Genomic DNA, 17,220 nt, shown 5'->3' with positions numbered 1-17,220 from the left:
GCCCTCAGACTCTCACTCGGGGGTCGATCACCGCGTAGCACAGGTCGACGACCACGTTGGCCACGATGATGAAGAAGGCGGCCATCATGGTGACCGCCATCGTCACCGGCAGGTCGCCGGATTGCGCCGCGTGCACCGCGGTGAACCCGACGCCCGGCACGGAGAAGATCTGCTCGGTCAGCACCGCGCCGCCCAGCAGGCTGCCGATGTCGAGGCCGAGCATCGTGACGATCGGGGTGATGCCCGCCCGCACGCCGTGCTTGAACACGACGCGCCGGCGCGGCAGCCCCATCGCCCTCGCGGTGCGCATGAAGTCCTCGCCGAAGGTCTCCAGCATCGCGGTCCGGGTGATCCGGATGTACTGCGCGCTGAACAGCAGCGCCAGCGCCACCCACGGGAGCAGGTAGTTGCCGAACCAGCCGAGCGGGCCGGCCGGGCCGAACGGCGACGAGATCTCGTTGCTGGTGAACGGAAGCAGGTGCAGCGTGCTCACGAACACGAGCAGCAGCAGCAAACCCGTCACCGGGATCGGCAGCGACACCCCGCCCGAGGCGGCGCCGACGATCAGCTTGTCGGCGGCCCGTCCCTTGCGCAGCGCGGCGAGGAGACCGAGCGAGACCCCGGCGACTGTCCACAGCAGAATCGCGCCGACCGCGATCGACACCGTGTACGGCAGCGCCCGCGCGAGCACGTCCGTCACCGCTTCGTTGGTCTGGAACGACTTGCCGAGGCACGGCCACGCGCACACCGTCAGCGCGCCAGGCGCACCGATCATCCGGCTGTGCACGAAGCCGGACAGGTAGTCCAGGTACTGCACGAAGAACGGCTTGTCCATGCCCAGCGCGATCCGGGCCTGGTCGATCCGCTCCGGCGTGCACTCCTGCCCGCACGCGGCGGCGGCCGGGTCGGCCGGGCCGACCTGGAACAGCGCGAACGTGACGAAGCTGATCACGACCAGCAGGACGATCATCGCGGCCACGCGCCGCGCCAGGAATCCGATCACGTCCGCACCCGCCTGGTCCACTGTGGACACCGCATCGCCGGGGAATCCTCTCTCGTCGCTCGAGTGCTCGCTGGGGTGCTACTGGCCGACGCCGACGGCCGACAGGTCGATCGACCCGAAGAAGTAGCCGACCTGGGCGTTGCGCACCTTGGAACCGACCACGCTGTAGGTGTAGTTGCGCACCAGCGGCACGAGCGGGTACTGCTGCATGATCTGGTCCATCGCGGCAGCCCACTTGCGGCCCAGCTCCTCGGCGGACCCGTTCTGCCCGCGCAGCTGGTACAGCTCGCCCGACAGCTTGGCGTCGTAATACCGCGGGATGTTCGAGAAGCCGTAGGTCTTGCCGTCGAGGCTCGGGCCGATGTTCGGGTCGACGGTGAAGCGCACCGACGCGCTGTCCGCGCCGCCGCACCAGCCGGAGCGCGCGATGTCCGGCATCTGGTCGCCGGCGAGCACGGTGTAGTAGTTGGCAGTCGGGATCGGGCGCAGCTGCACGTCGACGCCCAGCGCCTTCAGGTTCTGCTGCAGAACGGTGCCGACGCCCTTGTACTTCGAGGACGCTTCGGCGTAGCCGTACACCAGCGACTTGGGATAGTTCTTGCCCTGCAACAGCTTCTTCGCCTCGTCGAGCTTCGGCTGGCCCTTCGGGTCCAGTGCGGTGTGCTGCTCGACGTATCCCTTCTGCGCGTCGTTGATATACGACTGCGGGATGTTGCCGAACCGCTCGCCGCCGTACTGCAGCAGGATCGCGTTGCGGTCCAGCGCCAGCGCGAACGCCTTGCGGACGTCCGGGTCGGTGATGGTCGTCGTGTTGAAGTTCAGCACGTCAGTGCAGCCGAGCAGACCGGCGGCGGTGCGCTTGGAGATGTCCTCGGCGGACAGTTTCGCGATGTCCGACGGCTGCAGCGCGCCCTGGGTGTCGAGGGTGAGCGCGGTCGGGTCCGCGTTGGAAAGCAGCTGCTGGCTGATCGTCGCCTGCGCGGTCGACAGCGTGAAGGTGAAGGTGTCGGGCAGCGCCGGGCGGTTCGGGTCGGTCGCCGCGTCCCAGTTCGGGTTGCGGACCAGCTTCAGGCTGCGGCCGCGGTCGTAGGACTCGATCTTGTACGGACCGCTGGACACCGGGTGGTTCGTGTAGTCGAGTTTGGTGTCCTTCGCCTGCGGTACCGGCGCGGTATTCGACCGCGACACCAGCGCCGGGAACTCGGCGAACGGCTGCTTCAGGTGGAAGACGACCGTGTGCTCGTCCGGGGTGTCGATCGCCTTGAAATCGCCGCCCTTGTACGGGCCTTTGTAGCCGTCGTCGGTCAGCGCGGAGTCGAGCTCCTGCGGGGCCTGGGTGTAGACGTCGCGCGCGTAGGTGCGTTCGACGCCGTACTTGATGTCCTGCGCGGTGATCGGCGTGCCGTCCTCGTACTTCAGGCCCTGGCGCAGGGTGTACGTCCAGGTCAGGCCGTCCGCCGACGCCTTGCCGAGGTCCGTCGCCAGGTCGGGCACGATCGTCGGCGGCTTGCCGGAGGTCTCCTTCGCCATGGTCAGCGTGCGGTAGTAGAGCTGGCCGACGTTGGCGGTCTGGACGTAGTTGCTGTTGCCCGGGTCGAGGGTCTGGAAGTCCGACGACATCAGGACGTGGATGTCGCCGCCCTTCGCCGTGGACCCCTCGGCCACCTTCACGGCGGCGCGCTTGGTCACGTCCTGCTGCCCGTTGCCCGCGCCCGCGGCGGGTTTCGGGCCGCCGCACGCGGTCAGCGTCAGCCCGGCGACGAGCGCCAGTGCTCCCGCCGCGGTGGTGCTTTTCTTCACGAACTACTCCTTATGCAGAAGGGAAATCAGCGACGGGACGCTTTGGGGTCGAGCGCGTCCCGGACAGCGTCGCCGAGCAGGTTGAAAGCCAGGACCGTGATCGCGAGCGCCCCCGCGGGCACCGCCAGGAACCAGGGGTCGGAGAGATACCAGTTGCCCGCCTGCGCCGCGTTGAGCATCTGGCCCCACGACGGCGTCGGGTCTTTCACGCCGACGCCGAGGAACGACAGCGCGGCTTCGGCGGTGATGTTGATCGGGATCAGCATCGTCGCGTACACGAGCACGACGCCCAGCACGTTCGGGATGATCTGCTTCAGGATGATCGAACGACGGCTCGCGCCGAACGCCTTCGCCGCCTCGACGTACTCCTGCTCGCGGATCGAGAGCACCTGGCCGCGCACCACGCGCGCGAGATACGCCCAGCCGAAGAAGCCGAGGATGATCACCAGCGAGGAGATCGGGATCAGGCTGCCCGAATCGAGAGCGGTGCCGCGCAGCCGGGACTGCAGGATCGGCGTCAGCGACAACACCAGCAGCAGGTGCGGGAACGCGAGGAACAGGTCCATGATCCGGCTGATGACCATGTCGGTCTTGCCGCCGAAGTAGCCGGCCGCCGCGCCGAGCACGGTGCCCAGCACGACCGAGACGACGGTGGCCAGCAGCGCGATGGTCAGCGAAACCCGCGCGCCGTAGGCCATCCGCGCGAAGATGTCGCGGCCGAGGCCGGGTTCGAGGCCCAGCCAGTGCTCGGACGACGGGTAGCGGTAGTAGTCCAGCGGCAGGCCGGGCGTCGTGAAGCCGTCGAGGAAGTCCGGGCCGGTGTGCGCGGTGAACGGGTCGGAGCCCTCGATGCCGGTCAGCACCGGGGCGAGGATCGCGAACAGCACGATCAGGCACACCGCGACCAGCGCCGCCATCGCGATGCGGCTGCGCCGGATCCGCAGCCAGGCCGTGCCCACGAGGGTGCGGCCGGTGCGGACGGCCGCGACCGGGGCGGGCGCGGCGGCGGCCGTGTCGACACCTTGCACGGGGTTCTCCTCAGCGAGAGCGAAACGATGGCGTTTGGTATACCAAGTGCTCGCCCAAGATCACAAGAGTGTCTTCGAGGATTGTTGCCGTGCTGTGTACTTCTTGCCGCAGCGCAAAAGGGCCGCACGTCGCCGGAGCGACATGCGGCCTACCAAATGCGAATGGAAAGCAGCTGGGCCTCACGCGCTTGAACTCGTGAGGCCCAGCTGCCGGTCAGGAGGAGGCGGCGCGGGTGCGCGGCGCCTCGATCGCCAGATACGCGAGGAGCCCGATCACGAGCCCCACGACGGCGTCCGAAAAGGACGGTGCGACGAGGTGTACCAGCAACGCCGCCGCGGCCCCGATCGCCCACGCGAGGAACGCGGTGGGCCGGAACCGGGTCTCCGCGCGTCCGGCGGTGCGACGGCGCAGGAGGATCTGGTCCGCGATGAGCACCGCGCCCAGCGGCGGCACCAGCACGCCGAGGATCGACAGCCAGTTCACGAAGTAGTTCCACGCGCCGAGCAGCGCCACCACGACGCCGATGATGCCCAGCACGAGCGTCAGGATCCGCATCTTGGACCGCACCAGATGCGACCAGCCGAGCGCGCCGTTGTACAGGCAGTGCGTGCACACCGAACCCAGGTTGACCACCACGAACACCACGACGAGCACGTTCAGCACCGGATTGCCCGGCCCGGTGAGGATCGGCGTGAAATCGCCGCCCGCCTTGTCCGCGCTCGCGATCGCCCCGGCGGCCACGAGCAGGCCGCCGGACAGCTGCGCGACGAGGCTGGCGATCGGGAACGCGGTCACCGTGGCGAGCACCGCCTGGCGGCCGTTCTTCGACCACCGGGTGAAGTCCGCGGTCATCGTGCCGGAGTCGGCGAACGTCGCCATGATCGACGTGACCGCGACGCCGAAGGTCATCGCTCCCCCGCCGATGCCCGGATAGCTCGTGATGGCCCCGAAATCGTGGTTCTCGGCGGCGAGGAAGACCGCCGTTCCCGCTGCGATGACGAACAACGGCGCGGCGATCGCGCCGAGCCAGGACAGCGCCCGGATACCGAGGTAGGTCACCGCGATGAAGGCCAGCCCGGCGAGCAACGCGACGAGTGTTTCGTTCCAGCCGAACGCTTTGTTGAGACTCGCGCCGGTCGCGCCGGTGTTGAACGCGAACCACCCGACCACGACCGTCGACAGGAATCCGGACGCGATCGCATATCCGGCGGTGCCGAAGGTTTCCGTGGCCTGCAAGGAAAAACTCTTGCCCGTTTGCCCCGCGCGATGGCTGAGCAGGCTGACGTAAACGAACATGATCAGGTTCGCCAGCAGGATCGCCGCGAGCCCCCGCCAGAAGCCGAGCATCGCGACCACGAGACCGCCGGGCACGGCGTTCGTCAGGATCATCGGGAAGCCGAACCACACGGCCGAAACCGTCCAGAGCGACTTGCGGTGGGATTGCGGGACCGGCGAATGCTCGAACTCGGATTCGAGACCGTTCTCTACTGTCGGCGTAGTCATGGCGCATCAGTCCCGGCGAGCTTTTCCGCGAGAGCGATGATCGCCTTCTCGAACGCTTCGGCGGGCGGATGCGTGATGCCCGCGCCGATCATGCCGATGCCCGCTTCCTTGTGCGCGATCGCGGTGTTGATGACCGGCAGGATGCCCGCGTCGAGCACCTTCCGGACGTCGATTCCGGTCGGCAGGCCGGTGAAGCCGAGCGACGGAACGGTGACGTTCGGGTTCGAAGTGGTGGTGATCGCGGCCATGTCGCGGGTGTAGCGCACCGCGTCCGCGACCGTGCCGCCGACGAGCGCGACGATCGCCGGCGCGGCGGCCATCGCGAAACCGCCGAAGCCGTAGGTCTCGGTGATAGCGCTGTCGCCGATGTCCAGCCCGGAGTCTTCCGGTTTGTACCCGGCGAACATCGGGCCGACGACCTTCTGGGCGGGTCCGGTCAGCCAGTGGTTGCCCGGCAGCCCGCTGACGCGAATACCGAATTCCACGCCGTTTCGCGCCATCGTGGTGACCACTGTGGACCCTTCGATGCCGTGCGCGGCGTCGAGCGCGGCCTTCGCCATCGCCATCCACGTCGGGCCGGAGAAATAGTCCGAACTCGCGATGAAGTCGAAGACCTCTTTCTTCTTCTCCGTGCTGAAATTCGTCTGCAGCAACGCGGGCGCGAGCGCCTGGAACAGAAGGACGGTGCCCGCGATGTTGCGGTTGTGGCATTCGTCGCCCATGTGGACGGCCTGAGCGAGCATGAGGCGCAGGTCGATCGGGTCGCCGATCTCCATGGCTTCCTGGAGCATCGGGCCGAGGGTGTCACGCATCCACACGAGACGCTCGATGACGCTTTCGTCGTTCGCGCCCATGCGGAGGATCTTGGCCATCTGCTCGGACAGGTTGGTGTAGGCGTAATTGCCGTGCGCCTCGTTCTTGACGATGTGCATGTACATCGACGCGGACGTCACCCCGGCCATCGAGCCGACGCAATCGTGTTCGTGGCACGGCTCGAAGGAAATTTCGCCGCTGGCAGCCACTTCGGCGGCCTCGTCGAGGTCCTTTGCCAGTCCCTCGAAGACGAGTGCGCCGGTGACCGCGCCCTTCATCGGGCCGGACATCCGCTCCCAGGTGATCGGCGGGCCCGCGTGCAGGATGGTCTTCGGCGTCATGCCGGGGACGACGTCGAGCGCGCGGCCGAAGCCGACGAGCATCGGCTTGGCGTTGGTGATCCGGTCGACGGCCTCGGCGTTCGCGGCGGCGATTTTCTCGGCCAGCTCGGGCTTTTCGAGTGCGTCGAGCGCCGCGATGACGTCCGGCTTCCCGTTGCCCGGCGGGGTCCAGTCGAGGGTGGTGACCTTCCCGCCCTGCGCGGCGATGTCGTCGGCGAACATGGTGAGGCCGACGTTCACGACGTCGAGGTCGCTCCCGAACAGCCGGGTGGTGGGGGTGCTCATGCGGTGGCTTCCTTCCCGATGATGGCGCGGACGTACTGGCCCGTTTCGGTGCTGCTGCGGGCGACGGTCACCCCGGCCGCCTCGAGCGCGGCGACCTGGCCGGCGAGCGCGGGGGTGTCGAGGTCGGTGCCGAGGACGTAGCCGACGATTTCGAGGTGACGGCCGTCCTTTTCGGCCAGGCGCCTGGCTTCGGCGATGGCGGGCAGCGTCACGCCGACCGGGTCTTCGTGCGAGCCGAAGCCGAGCACGAAGTCCATGACGAGCACGGCGACGGTCGGGTCGGCGGCCTCGCGGACGAGGCGTTCGAGGCGCAGCGACGGGTCGATCATCGGGTGCGGACGGCCGTTGGTGAACTCGTCGTCGCCGAAGTCGAGGAAGGTGTGGCCGCGGCTGGCGGCCCCGGCGGGGAGGACGAACTCGGGGTTCTTCTGGATGTTGCTCCAGACGTTCTCGCCCGCGTTGAGCAGCGCGTACATCGATTCGTCGCACAGCGTTCCGCCGCAGAAGATGCCGCGGACGTACTGCTGTTCCGACTTGAGCTTCGCGCGCACGGCGGCGACGTGCGCGGCGTCCAGCGCGGGCACCTCGGCGACTGGATCGGTGGTGAGCCAGACGGCCTGGAGCGCGGCGTCCTGGCTGGTGGCGGCGAAGTGCCCGCCCGCGGCGGCGACCGCTTCCTCGGAGCCGCCGATGAAGTAGACGACGACCGGTTTGCCCGCGCCGGCGATCTCGGCGAGCACCTTCTTCTCGACCTCCGGCGCCGGGGGCTTCGAGACGAGGACGATCGCGTCGGTCCGGTCGTCGGCGGCCAGCGCGCGGATGCCGTCGATCATCATGATGCCGCCGACCTCGGCGCTCAGGTCCCGTCCGCCGGTGCCGATGAGCTGCGAGATCCCGCCGCCGAGCGCGTGCACCCGGACGCTGACCTCCTGCGACCCGGTGCCCGACGCGGCGACGATGCCGACCGAACCGGGGCGGACCGCGTTCGCGAAGCAGAGGCCGGTGTTGTTGATGATCGCGGTGCCGCAGTCCGGGCCCATCATCAGCAAACCCTTGTCGTGGGCGAGATTCTTGAGCGCGATCTCGTCCTCGACCGGGACGTTGTCGCTGAACAGCAGCACGTGCAGGTCGTTCTCGAGCGCCTTGCGGGCCTCGCGGGCGGCGTAGGCGCCGTTGACCGCGATGATCGCCAGGTTCGCGTTCCCCTGGGCAGCGGACTCGATCGTCCGGTGCACGACGGCCGTCTCGCCTTCCGCGGGCGGTTTGCGGACGAGCAGTTCCTCGATGCGCGCGAGGATTTCCTCGACGTCTTCGGTGCCTTCTTCGGTGACCACGACGATCATCAGGTCGCCGTTGGCCGCGTCCGCGAGTTCCGGCGTGAGCAGGCCGAGGTTGTCCAGCACGCCCTTGTTCATCTCGGTGCCCATGGCGACGAACGCCTGGTCAACGCCGTCGGCCTGGTTGGCCTTGGTGGAGATGGACATCAAGGACACCGAGTCGAAATAGGTGTTCTTCTTGATCACCGCTGTGACAGTCACACGGAACCTCTCATTTCGCTTTCCAGGTGGAGTCCGGCGGCCACGCCCGAGAGCAGGTCGGTCCCGGAGGTGTGGCCGATGGCGGCGACGCGCGCGACGGCGTCGGCCAGGCCGGTCCCGCCGCCGGGCTCGAGGAGCCGGCGCAGGAGGTCGAGGAGGCTTTCCCGGGCTCGGCCGTTCGCTGCCTCGCGCAGGGTGACGGCGCTCAGCAGCGTCGTGCGGGCGAGGATTTTCCCGGTCAGGCGGGGAAAGCTCGTGGCGCGGCTGCCTGGCTGCGCGGCGACGAGGGCCAGGCCGGTGAGGAAGTCGTCCCCGGCGGGCGTGAGACCTGGGCCGAGGCCGACGAGCCCTTCGGCGGCCTTTCGCGCGGCTTCGGCGTCGTTTCGCCGGAGGGCTTGGGTGAGCGCCGTTTGTCCTTGGCGCAGCCGGATGCCGACCGCCGCTTGGAACGGGTCGGAGGTGTTGCCTTCTCGCATTCCGCCGGGGACGCCGTGCGCCGCCAGCAGCTCCTCGAGCAGCCGGGCGCGGGCAGCGAGCTCCGTCCGGTCGAGGATCAACGGTGCATCTTTGGCATACCATAAGCGCGGCTTGGCGAATTTGACCGAAGTCGCGCCGAACGTCGCACCTTGTGCTGTGACCACCGCAGGCGTCCCGGCTTCCACCTGGTGCCGACACCAGCCGTCGACGTCGACCCGGATCGTCCACGGAGCGTCATCCACAGTGGCCGCAGCGAACGCGACGAGCTGATCTTGCTGCGTGACAACGTTCAGCACTCGCCGGAACACGGAGTGCACTTCCCCTAGCAGGACCCCTTCGCGCGCCTTCCCGGCGACGACGGCATCCATCGACAACGCGACCGCCGTTGCGTGCATCGCCGCCGCCTTTCCCGCCGAACCCTGCCCGTCAATATGGTATACCATCTATTCTGATGCAGGTACCGGTCCTGGACCGGCGGGCGAGGAGGACAAGGATGCGGGTAGTCGTGGCCCTCGGCGGCAACGCCCTCGCGAAGCGCGGAGAGCCGATGACGGCCGACCGGCTGCGGGCGAACGTGCGGTCGACCTGCCAGGCGCTGGCCGGCCTGGCCCGCGAGCACGAACTGGTGATCATCCACGGCAACGGGCCGCAGGTCGGTTTGCTGGCGCTGCAGAACCTGGCGTACCAGGACGTCGCGGCGTATCCGCTGGACATTCTCGGCGCCGAGACGCAGGGCATGATCGGATACGTGATCCAGCAGGAACTGTCGAACGCTCTCGGCGGCGAGCGCGAGGTAGTCGCGCTGATCTCGACGACGGTGGTCGACGAGGAGGATCCGGCGTTCGAACGCCCGACCAAACTGATCGGCCCGCAGTATTCCGCCCAAGACGCGGCCGAAGCGGCGGCGGAGTACCGCTGGACGATCGCTCGCGACGGCGGCGCGTTCCGCCGGGTGGTGCCGTCACCGGAGCCGATCCGCGTCGTGCAGGCGCCGCTGGTGCGGCTGCTGCTGGAAAACGGCCACCTGGTGGTGTGCGTCGGCGGTGGCGGCGTGCCGGTGAAGACGGATCCGGACGGCAAGCGGCAAACCGGGATGCAGGCTGTGGTGGACAAGGATCTCGCCGGTGCCGCGCTGAGTGCGGAGCTGGGCGCGGACACGTTGATCATGCTGACGGACGCGGATTACGTCACGGAGAATTGGGGAACGCCGCACCAGCGGGACATCCTCACCGCGTCGGCGGAGGCGATCGGAAAGCTGGAGTTCGCCGAAGGCTCGATGAAACCGAAGGTGGACGCCGCGATCCGCGTGGCGCGGGCCGGTGGCCGGGCGTTGATCGGGCCGTTGGACCGGCTGGACGACTTGCTCGCGCGGAAGATCGGCACCGAGATTCGCGGGGACGCGGACGGGATCGTGTACGCCTGAGTTCTTCCGGCGGGCGGTAGCGGGGGCTATCCGGGCGGAGGTCCTGGTGCCGTCCGCCGGTTTCCGTTCGGCCGGATCGGTCGCGCCCGGCGCCGGACGTTCCGCAGCCGCTCGCACCCCGGCCGTTGCCGGGCGAACTGGCGGCCGCTCGTTCTCCAGACCGGGAGCGATTCTCGCCGTCGGATCGCTCTCCGCCTGCGCCGGGTGCGCGGCTCAGCGCTCGATCTCGTTGCGCTCCCGGGGATCGGCAACTCCCGGCACGCACGGGCAGTTGTGCAGGGCCTCAATCCTCCCCGCGCCCCAGCCCGCGCAAATGCCGCCCGCTCTCCATGTGCTCCATCAACAGCGCCTCGACGGTGTCCACATCCCGCCGCGCAATAGCGTCGTAAAGCTCGCGATGCTCCCCGGCGACCCGCTCCAGATCCTCGTGCTGTCCCAGCAACCACCGCATCCGGCTGCGCAGCGTCAGTTCCAGCTCGTTCAGCAGCTCGTTGCCCGCCATCGCCGTCACGGCCTCGTGGAAATCCGCCGCCGCGCGATGCGCCGTCACCGCGTCCCCGGCGGAAGCGGCGGCCGTTTCCTCCTCCAGCGCGGCCCGGAGCTGGTCCAGCCCGCCGCGCGAATGGCGGATCGCCGCGAGCTTGAACGTCAGGACCTCCAGCGCGGCACGCACTTCCTGCAGGTCCGCGATGTCGCTCGCGGTGAACTCCCGCACCACCGCCCACGTCCGGGGCCTCGGCGTGACCAGCCCTTCCGCGACCAGCGCTTTCAGCGCGTCCCGCACCGGAACGCGGCTCACGCCCAGGTCCGCGGCGAGGTCCCGTTCGACCAGCTTGCTGCCCGGCTTGCGCGCCCCGTCCAGGATCTCGTCCCGGAGCTGCCGGACGACCCGGTCCGTCTCGGATTCGACGCCCTGTTCTGCTGCCATCCGGCCATTCTCGCACCACCGCCGGGACCGTCCACTGTGGCCAGTCGATCAGCGCGGATTGGCCTTGCGCCACGCCGCGTAATCCGCCACCGCCGCCCGCACATCGAACTCCGGCGCGAAGCCCGTTTCCTCCCTGAGCCGCGAAATATCCAGATACGGCCCGGTCTCGCCGCCTGGCTGCAGCCGATCCGGCAGGCCCGGCACCAGTTCCGCCAGTGCCTCGGCGAACTCCCGGTTCGTCACCGGCTGTCCGCTCGACACGTTGTACGTCTGATATTTCAGCGAAGGCGCCGTCATCAGCGACGCGATCGCACGCCCGGCGTCCGGTGCGTAACAGCAGTCGAACCCCTCGTCCGCGACCAGCGAACGCGGCGTGCCGCCACTGAGGCCCGCGTTGAGATACGACGGAATCGGGAAGAACGGCGAGTCCGGGTCCACGAGCGGCCCCCACACGGTCCCGATCCGCAGCACCACCGGCTCGACGCCGCTCCCCTGCAGGCTGTGCGTCGTCAGCGGTTCGACGGCCTTCTTGAACGCCACGATCAGATGCGGCAGGTCCGCGGTCGGCAGCGGCAGCTCCTCGTGCCAGGACGGCTCGTCGCGTCCGATGTACACGCCGAGGCTGCTCGCGACCGCGAACCGCCGCACCTGCCACGCGCGAGCCGCGTCCAGGGCGTTGGTCAGGCCGGCCAGGTCCGTCCGGAAGAACGCGACCGGGTCGTCGCCCGGGATGCTGCCCGCCAGGTGGACGATCGCGCTGATGTCGTACCGGCCGCCGAGCGCGAGGAAGGCGTCCCGGTCGGTCGCGTCGAGCGTTTCCACGGCGACCCGTCCGGCCAGGAACGACGGGACGTCCGTCCGCCGGTGCCCGGTGACCAGGACGTCTTGTCCGAGATCGGCGAGCGCCCTGGCCGTGTGCGCGCCGATCATGCCGAGGCCGCCGGTCACGAGGATCATCGCGGCGCCTCGCAGCGGGCGGTCGAAAACTTTGTCATGCCGCGAAGCTACGGCCCGGCCGCCCGCCGGTTCTTGAACGAATCGCGCATCAGAAGTGCGTGCCGCCGTCGATGCGGACCTCGGTGCCGGTGATGAACGCCGCGTCCTCGCTGGCGAGCATCGCGACGACCGACGCGACCGTCTCCGGGCCGGCGAAACCCTGGCCCAGCGCGGGAAGCAGCTTGCCGAGCAGGGTGAAATCGGCGTCCTCGGGGAAGCCGGGGCCGACGCTCTGCTTGCTCTTGCCGCTGCCGTCGGTCATGCCGGACGAGATCGAACCGGGCTGCACGGCGGTGAACCGGATGCCGTCCTTCGCGTATTCGGACGCCAGCGCGTGCGTCATCGACTGGATGCCGCCCTTGCTCGCCGCGTACGCCGCCATGTACGGGTGCGCGAACATCGCGGACGTCGAACTGAAGTTCACCACCGCGGGCGCGGAACCCGCGCGCAGCGCCGGGATCGACTCGCGGATCACCAGGAACGTGCCGACCAGGTTGACGCGCAGCACCTGCTCGAACGCCTCGAGCGGCATCTCGTGCGTGTGCGCCGACCGCAGGATGCCGGCGGCGTTGACGACCGCGTCCAGCCCGCCGAGCTTCTCGACCGCCGACGCGACCCCAGACTTGACCGACGCTTCGTCGGCGACGTTCACGACCACAGTGCCCAGCCGGTCCGCCGCGTCGCCCGCCTTCTCGACGGTGTCCGCCAGGCCCGCTTCGCTCACGTCGGCGGCGACGACGCGCCCGCCCTCGGCCAGCATCCGCAGGACCGTCGCCTGCCCGATGCCCGAGCCCGCTCCAGTGACCAGTACGCGGCGTCCTTCGTAACGGTTCATGGTCCGCTCCTTTCTCCAACCGTCACGTTACGCCTAGATGGCAGACTGTGCCACTCTGGCGAGACAGGCACGCTTGGCAGGAATCGGGTAGCGTGGCCCTGGTGAGCGGAAAGACCCCGACCCTGACCGAACGGCGCAAAGCGGCGACGCAACTCGACATCGCCCGCGCCGCCGCGCGCCTGTTCACCGAGCATGGCGCACAGGGGACGACCGCGGAAGCGATCGCCGCCGCGGCGGGCGTCGCGCCGCGCACGTTCTACCGCTACTTCCGCACCAAAGAGGACGCGGTCGCACCGCTGCTGGTCGTCGGCGCCGATTCGTGGCGGGAACACCTCGCGTCGACACCCGAAGGCACGCCGTTGCTGAAGGCGGTCGAAGACGCGATCCACAAGACGATCTCCGCCGCCGATGCCACCCGGGAATTCTCGTGGACGCGCGGATTGCTGCGAGCCGCGAGCGGGGACGATTCGGCGCTGGCGGCCGTGTGGCACCGGGTGAACGGCGAATCCGAAACCCGGCTGCGCCCGGTGCTGGCCCGGCTGGCGCCGGAGACGGACGAGGTGACGGTGCACCTGGTCGCCGCGGCGGCGACGGACGCGATCCGGATTTCGCTGGAGATCTGGGCCGGGACCGACGAGGAAGCGGCGCCGGTCGAGCTGGCGGTCCGGTGTTTCCGCGGGCTGTCCGCCGGGCTCGCGAGCGGCTAGCACCACGCTCGCGAGCCGCCGGTCAGCGGAACTCGTGCACGACCTCGATCTCCCCGACCAGGTGCTCGTTGAACTCCGGCAATTCCTCAGCCGGAACCCACAGCTCCAGGATCGTCTCGCCACCGGCCTGCCGCACCGGATAGCGGGCCAGGAACGCCGTTTCGACGCGGAAGCGGGTCACGTAACCCGCACCGTCGTGCCGGACGTTCCAGTCCCGCGCGATCTTCACCGCGTAGTCCTCGTTCAGCACCGGGTAGAAGATCGGCTGTTCCGGCAGCCGCGGCGGCCACGCGCGCCAGCCGGACTCACGCACCAGCTCCAGTTCGGCCGGGCCGGTCGGACGCCACAGCTCGGTCGTCGGGTTGTCCATCATGTCCCCCTTTCGACGGCACGGTAACCGCCGACAGGAAGCGCGGGCGACCGGTTTACCCAGGCAATTCGGTCTACCAAAGCCCGGGTCGGGCACCGCAGCCAGGCCAAGCCGCGTCCAAATCGGACAAACGGCCCCGCGTCCGCGCTCGGCACCAGCCGAACCACTTTCCGCCACCGCCAGCACACCAACCGCCACCAGCGGCCCGGAACGGTCGCGAGCCCGCATCGTTCCCGTCCGCACCCTTGACAACCCGCCACCAGCCGCGCTTATGGTATACCAAACAACGAAGGGTGTGCGCGATGAAGCGTTCCGCAGTGGTGGCCGCGGTGGCCTTCACCCCTTACGTGGCGATGATCGGCGGCCTGCCCTGGTTCAGCGGCGACGGCCGGATCTGGTTCCTGCCCGAGATCGGGTTCTGGATCCTGCTCTGGGTGGCCCTCACGCCCGTCTTCCTCGGCGTCGCCGACCGCATCCGGCGCCCGAGCGCCGCCGAAACCGAGCAGGAGCAGCGATGAACGCGGGCGCGGTGGTAGCGCTGGCCGTGGTGGCGCTGGCGGTGGTCATCGGACTGGCCGCGCGCGGCCGGAAGCAGATGAACCTCGAACAGTGGACAGTCGCCGGCCGGTCGTACGGGACGCTGCTGTTCTGGGTGCTCGCCGCAGGCGAGACTTACTCGACCTTCACTTATCTCGGCGCCTCCGGATTCGCCTACGCCAACGGCGGCGCGGCGTTCTACATCGCCGGCTACGGCACGTGCGCCTTCGTCCTGTCCTACTTCTTCCTCCCTCCACTGTGGAGGTACGCGAAGAAGCACAACCTCGTCACGCAAGCGGATTTCTTCACCCACCGGTTCCGCAGCCCGTGGTTCGGCGCGCTCACCGCGATCGTCGGCGTGGCGTTCATGATCCCCTACATCGAGGCGCAGCTGCTCGGCCTCGGCCAGATCGTCGAGACGACGACCGGCATCAACCGGGTCACCAGCATGGTGCTCGCGGTGGTGCTGATCGCGGTGTTCGTCTACGCGTCCGGCATGAAGGCCGCCGCGTGGGTGTCGGTGCTCAAGGACATCCTGCTGATCGGCACCGTGCTGGTCGTCGGCATCGCGATCCCGGTGCACTACTTCGGCGGCTTCGGGCATCTCATCGACACCGTGCAGGCACAGCACCCCGGTTTCCTCGGCGTGCCGGCGCCGGGCAGCCCGCTCGGCGTGCCGTGGATGATGTCGACCCTGCTCGTCACAAGCGCGGCGTTCTTCATGTTCCCGCACGCGCTGGCCGCGATGTACACCGCGAAGTCCGAGCAGACGATCCGCCGCAACGCGATTTACCTTCCGCTGTACCAGATCCTGATCGCGCTGACGCTGTTCGTCGGCTTCGCCGCGGTGCTGGTCGTGCCGGGCCTGAAGGGCAGCGCCACCAACGGCGCGCTGCTTTCGCTGACGGTGAAGACCATGCCGTCGTGGGTGGTCGGGCTCGTCGGCGGCGCGGGCGCGCTGGCCGCGATCGTGCCGATCAGCCTGCTGCTCCTGCAGTCCGCGACGCTGCTGGCCCGCAACGTCTACCAGGGCGTCCTGCGGCCGAAGACCTCCGAACTGGGCGTGTTCCGGCTGTCGCGCGGCCTGGTCGTCGTGGTGACGGCGGTGGCGCTGCTGTTCGCGATCTTCCAGCCCGCGCTGCTGGTGAACCTGCTGCTGACCGGCCAGAACGGCGTCTCCCAGTTCTTCCCGGCGATCGTGCTGGGGCTGGTGTGGCGGCGGCTGACCAAGGCTGGCGCGGCGACCGGGCTCGTGGTCGGCGTCGCGATCGTCGCGTGGACGGTCCTCGCGTCGAAGAACACGTTGTGGGGCCTCAATCCCGGCCTTCTCGCGATCATCGTCAACGTCGTGCTCACGGTCGGCGTCAGCCTCGCCACCTCCGAACGACGCGAGCCGACGGTTCGCGCCGAGGCCGTGGAGGGGGTCGCGTGAATCTGTTGCTGCGCAACGTCCGGCCCGGCGGCGGCGATCCGACGGACGTGCTGGTGCGCGCCGGCCGGATCGCCGGATTCGGACCTTCCGCCGCGGAGGCCCCGGCTGACGTCCCGGTCGAGGACGGCGAGGGCGCGCTGCTCCTGCCCAGCCTCGTCGACGCCCACTGTCACCTCGACAAGACCCTGTGGGGCCTCCCCTGGGTGCCGAACACCTCGGGCTCGGTCCTCGCCGACCGGATCTCGAACGAACAGCACCGCCGCAAGGAGTTCGGGCTCCCCTCGCCCGAACCCGCGGCCGCGCTGCTCGGCGCGATGATCGCGAACGGCACTTCCTTCGTCCGCACGCACACCGATGTCGACCCCGAACTGGGGCTGTCCGGCATCGAGGCGGTGCGGGAGGCGGCGGCGCGGCATCGCGGCCGGGTCACCGTCGAGCAGGTCGCCTTCCCCCAGGGCGGCCTGCTCACCCGGCCCGGCACGCTGGAGCTGCTGGAGCGGGCGGTGGCGTCCGGAGTGGAGAACGTCGGCGGCATCGATCCGGCCGGCTACGACCGCGATCCGCGCGGGCATCTCGACGCGATCTTCGACATCGCCGCCCGGCACGGCTGCGGCGTCGACCTGCACCTGCACGACGAAGGTCCGCTCGGGGCCTGGGAAATCGAGCTGATCATCGAGCGGACGAAGGCGCTCGGCCTCGCCGGGAAGGTCGCGATCGGGCACGCGTTCGGCATCTGCGGCATCCCGGACGCGCAGCAGGACCGGCTGATCGAGCGCCTCGCGGAGCAGCAGATCACGCTCACCACCGCGGCGGTCTACGACCGGCCGGTGCCGCCGCTGGCCAAAATGCGCGCCGCGGGCGCGAACGCCGCGTGCGGCAACGACGGCATCCGCGACCTGTGGGGACCGTACGGCGACGGAGACATGCTGACGCGCACCATGCACCTGGCGTACCGCAGCTCGTTCCGGACCGACCCGGAGATCGAACTCGCGCTGCACGCGGCGACGTACGGCGGCGCGAAAGCGTTACGGCTCAAGGATTACGGCCTGCGGATCGGCGACCACGCTGATTTCTTCTTGATAGACACAGTGTACCCGGCCGAAGCCGTCGTGTCCCATCCTCCGCGGCGGCTCGTGGTGAAGGGCGGGGCTGTCGTATCGCGGCGCTAGCCCCGGTCCGTGAGGGGAACCCTGGGAGACTCTG

The 17,220-nt window shown here is 69.2% G+C and carries 16 protein-coding genes; 5 read left to right on the top strand and 11 right to left on the bottom strand.

What is annotated here, in order from left to right; translation table 11 throughout:
- Window positions 1-4: 4 nt before the first annotated feature.
- The 7 genes from ACFXI3_RS20015 to ACFXI3_RS19985 form a co-directional block, all read right to left on the bottom strand.
- A complete protein-coding gene (locus ACFXI3_RS20015) occupies window positions 5-1,033 on the bottom strand; it encodes an ABC transporter permease (RefSeq protein WP_378401140.1) in 1,029 nt (342 codons plus the stop codon).
- 48 nt (window positions 1,034-1,081) lie between these two features.
- Window positions 1,082-2,803 carry an ABC transporter substrate-binding protein gene (locus ACFXI3_RS20010; protein ID WP_378401138.1) on the bottom strand — a complete coding sequence of 574 codons (1,722 nt, stop codon included), beginning with the start codon at window positions 2,801-2,803 and terminating at the stop codon, window positions 1,082-1,084.
- A gap of 26 nt (window positions 2,804-2,829) precedes the next feature.
- Window positions 2,830-3,831 (bottom strand): ABC transporter permease, encoded by a 1,002-nt coding sequence (locus ACFXI3_RS20005; RefSeq protein WP_344272840.1) that lies wholly within the window; start codon window positions 3,829-3,831, stop codon window positions 2,830-2,832.
- A gap of 214 nt (window positions 3,832-4,045) precedes the next feature.
- Window positions 4,046-5,335: a cytosine permease gene (locus tag ACFXI3_RS20000; RefSeq protein WP_378401135.1), complete on the bottom strand. Its 1,290-nt coding sequence runs from the start codon at window positions 5,333-5,335 to the stop codon at window positions 4,046-4,048.
- Window positions 5,332-6,774, bottom strand: coding sequence for a DUF1116 domain-containing protein (locus ACFXI3_RS19995; RefSeq protein WP_378401133.1), 1,443 nt, complete (start codon window positions 6,772-6,774; stop codon window positions 5,332-5,334). The genes ACFXI3_RS20000 and ACFXI3_RS19995 overlap by 4 nt, the downstream gene beginning before the upstream one ends.
- Entirely contained in the window at window positions 6,771-8,312 is a 1,542-nt protein-coding gene (gene fdrA / locus ACFXI3_RS19990; RefSeq protein ID WP_378401131.1) for an acyl-CoA synthetase FdrA, read from the bottom strand. Before fdrA ends, ACFXI3_RS19995 begins: the two co-directional genes overlap by 4 nt.
- Complete coding sequence (locus ACFXI3_RS19985) at window positions 8,309-9,184, bottom strand: DUF2877 domain-containing protein (RefSeq protein WP_378401129.1); 876 nt, start codon at window positions 9,182-9,184, stop codon at window positions 8,309-8,311. The genes fdrA and ACFXI3_RS19985 overlap by 4 nt, the downstream gene beginning before the upstream one ends.
- Before the next feature lie 98 nt (window positions 9,185-9,282).
- On the opposite strand from ACFXI3_RS19985, the gene ACFXI3_RS19980 reads away from it, so the two are divergent.
- On the top strand, window positions 9,283-10,212 hold the full coding sequence (locus tag ACFXI3_RS19980; protein ID WP_344272828.1) for a carbamate kinase: 930 nt from the start codon (window positions 9,283-9,285) through the stop codon (window positions 10,210-10,212).
- 283 nt (window positions 10,213-10,495) lie between these two features.
- Here the strand turns inward: ACFXI3_RS19980 and ACFXI3_RS19975 are convergent, their stop codons facing one another.
- The 3 genes from ACFXI3_RS19975 to ACFXI3_RS19965 all read right to left on the bottom strand — a co-directional run bounded on the left by ACFXI3_RS19975 (window position 10,496) and on the right by ACFXI3_RS19965 (window position 12,971).
- Window positions 10,496-11,140: a GntR family transcriptional regulator gene (locus ACFXI3_RS19975; protein ID WP_344272826.1), complete on the bottom strand. Its 645-nt coding sequence runs from the start codon at window positions 11,138-11,140 to the stop codon at window positions 10,496-10,498.
- Window positions 11,141-11,188: 48 nt separating this feature from the next.
- Entirely contained in the window at window positions 11,189-12,097 is a 909-nt protein-coding gene (locus ACFXI3_RS19970) for an NAD-dependent epimerase/dehydratase family protein (protein ID WP_378401127.1), read from the bottom strand.
- Window positions 12,098-12,185: 88 nt separating this feature from the next.
- Complete coding sequence (locus ACFXI3_RS19965; protein ID WP_378401125.1) at window positions 12,186-12,971, bottom strand: SDR family NAD(P)-dependent oxidoreductase; 786 nt, start codon at window positions 12,969-12,971, stop codon at window positions 12,186-12,188.
- A gap of 101 nt (window positions 12,972-13,072) precedes the next feature.
- Here ACFXI3_RS19965 and ACFXI3_RS19960 point away from each other — a divergent pair, with 101 nt between their 5' ends.
- A complete protein-coding gene (locus ACFXI3_RS19960) occupies window positions 13,073-13,678 on the top strand; it encodes a TetR family transcriptional regulator (RefSeq protein WP_344272820.1) in 606 nt (201 codons plus the stop codon).
- Window positions 13,679-13,700: 22 nt separating this feature from the next.
- Here ACFXI3_RS19960 and ACFXI3_RS19955 read toward each other — a convergent pair whose 3' ends face one another.
- Window positions 13,701-14,048 (bottom strand): hypothetical protein, encoded by a 348-nt coding sequence (locus tag ACFXI3_RS19955; protein WP_378401123.1) that lies wholly within the window; start codon window positions 14,046-14,048, stop codon window positions 13,701-13,703.
- A gap of 302 nt (window positions 14,049-14,350) precedes the next feature.
- Between ACFXI3_RS19955 and ACFXI3_RS19950 the strand changes: the two genes are divergently transcribed.
- From ACFXI3_RS19950 to ACFXI3_RS19940, 3 genes are read left to right on the top strand one after another with little or no spacing between them, the layout of a single operon-like run.
- Complete coding sequence (locus ACFXI3_RS19950; protein ID WP_162834513.1) at window positions 14,351-14,566, top strand: hypothetical protein; 216 nt, start codon at window positions 14,351-14,353, stop codon at window positions 14,564-14,566.
- Entirely contained in the window at window positions 14,563-16,017 is a 1,455-nt protein-coding gene (locus tag ACFXI3_RS19945; RefSeq protein ID WP_378401121.1) for a sodium:solute symporter, read from the top strand. Before ACFXI3_RS19950 ends, ACFXI3_RS19945 begins: the two co-directional genes overlap by 4 nt.
- Window positions 16,014-17,186, top strand: a complete 1,173-nt coding sequence (locus ACFXI3_RS19940) for an amidohydrolase (RefSeq protein WP_378401119.1) — start codon at window positions 16,014-16,016, stop codon at window positions 17,184-17,186. The genes ACFXI3_RS19945 and ACFXI3_RS19940 overlap by 4 nt, the downstream gene beginning before the upstream one ends.
- The last annotated feature ends 34 nt before the right edge of the window (window positions 17,187-17,220 follow it).

Origin of the sequence: Amycolatopsis sp. NPDC059235 (genome assembly GCF_042754125.1) — a bacterium.
GTDB classification, from domain to species: Bacteria; Actinomycetota; Actinomycetes; order Mycobacteriales; family Pseudonocardiaceae; genus Amycolatopsis; species Amycolatopsis albidoflava.
Note: the sequence above shows the minus strand (reverse complement) of the source record. Positions and strands in the feature narration are given on the sequence as shown.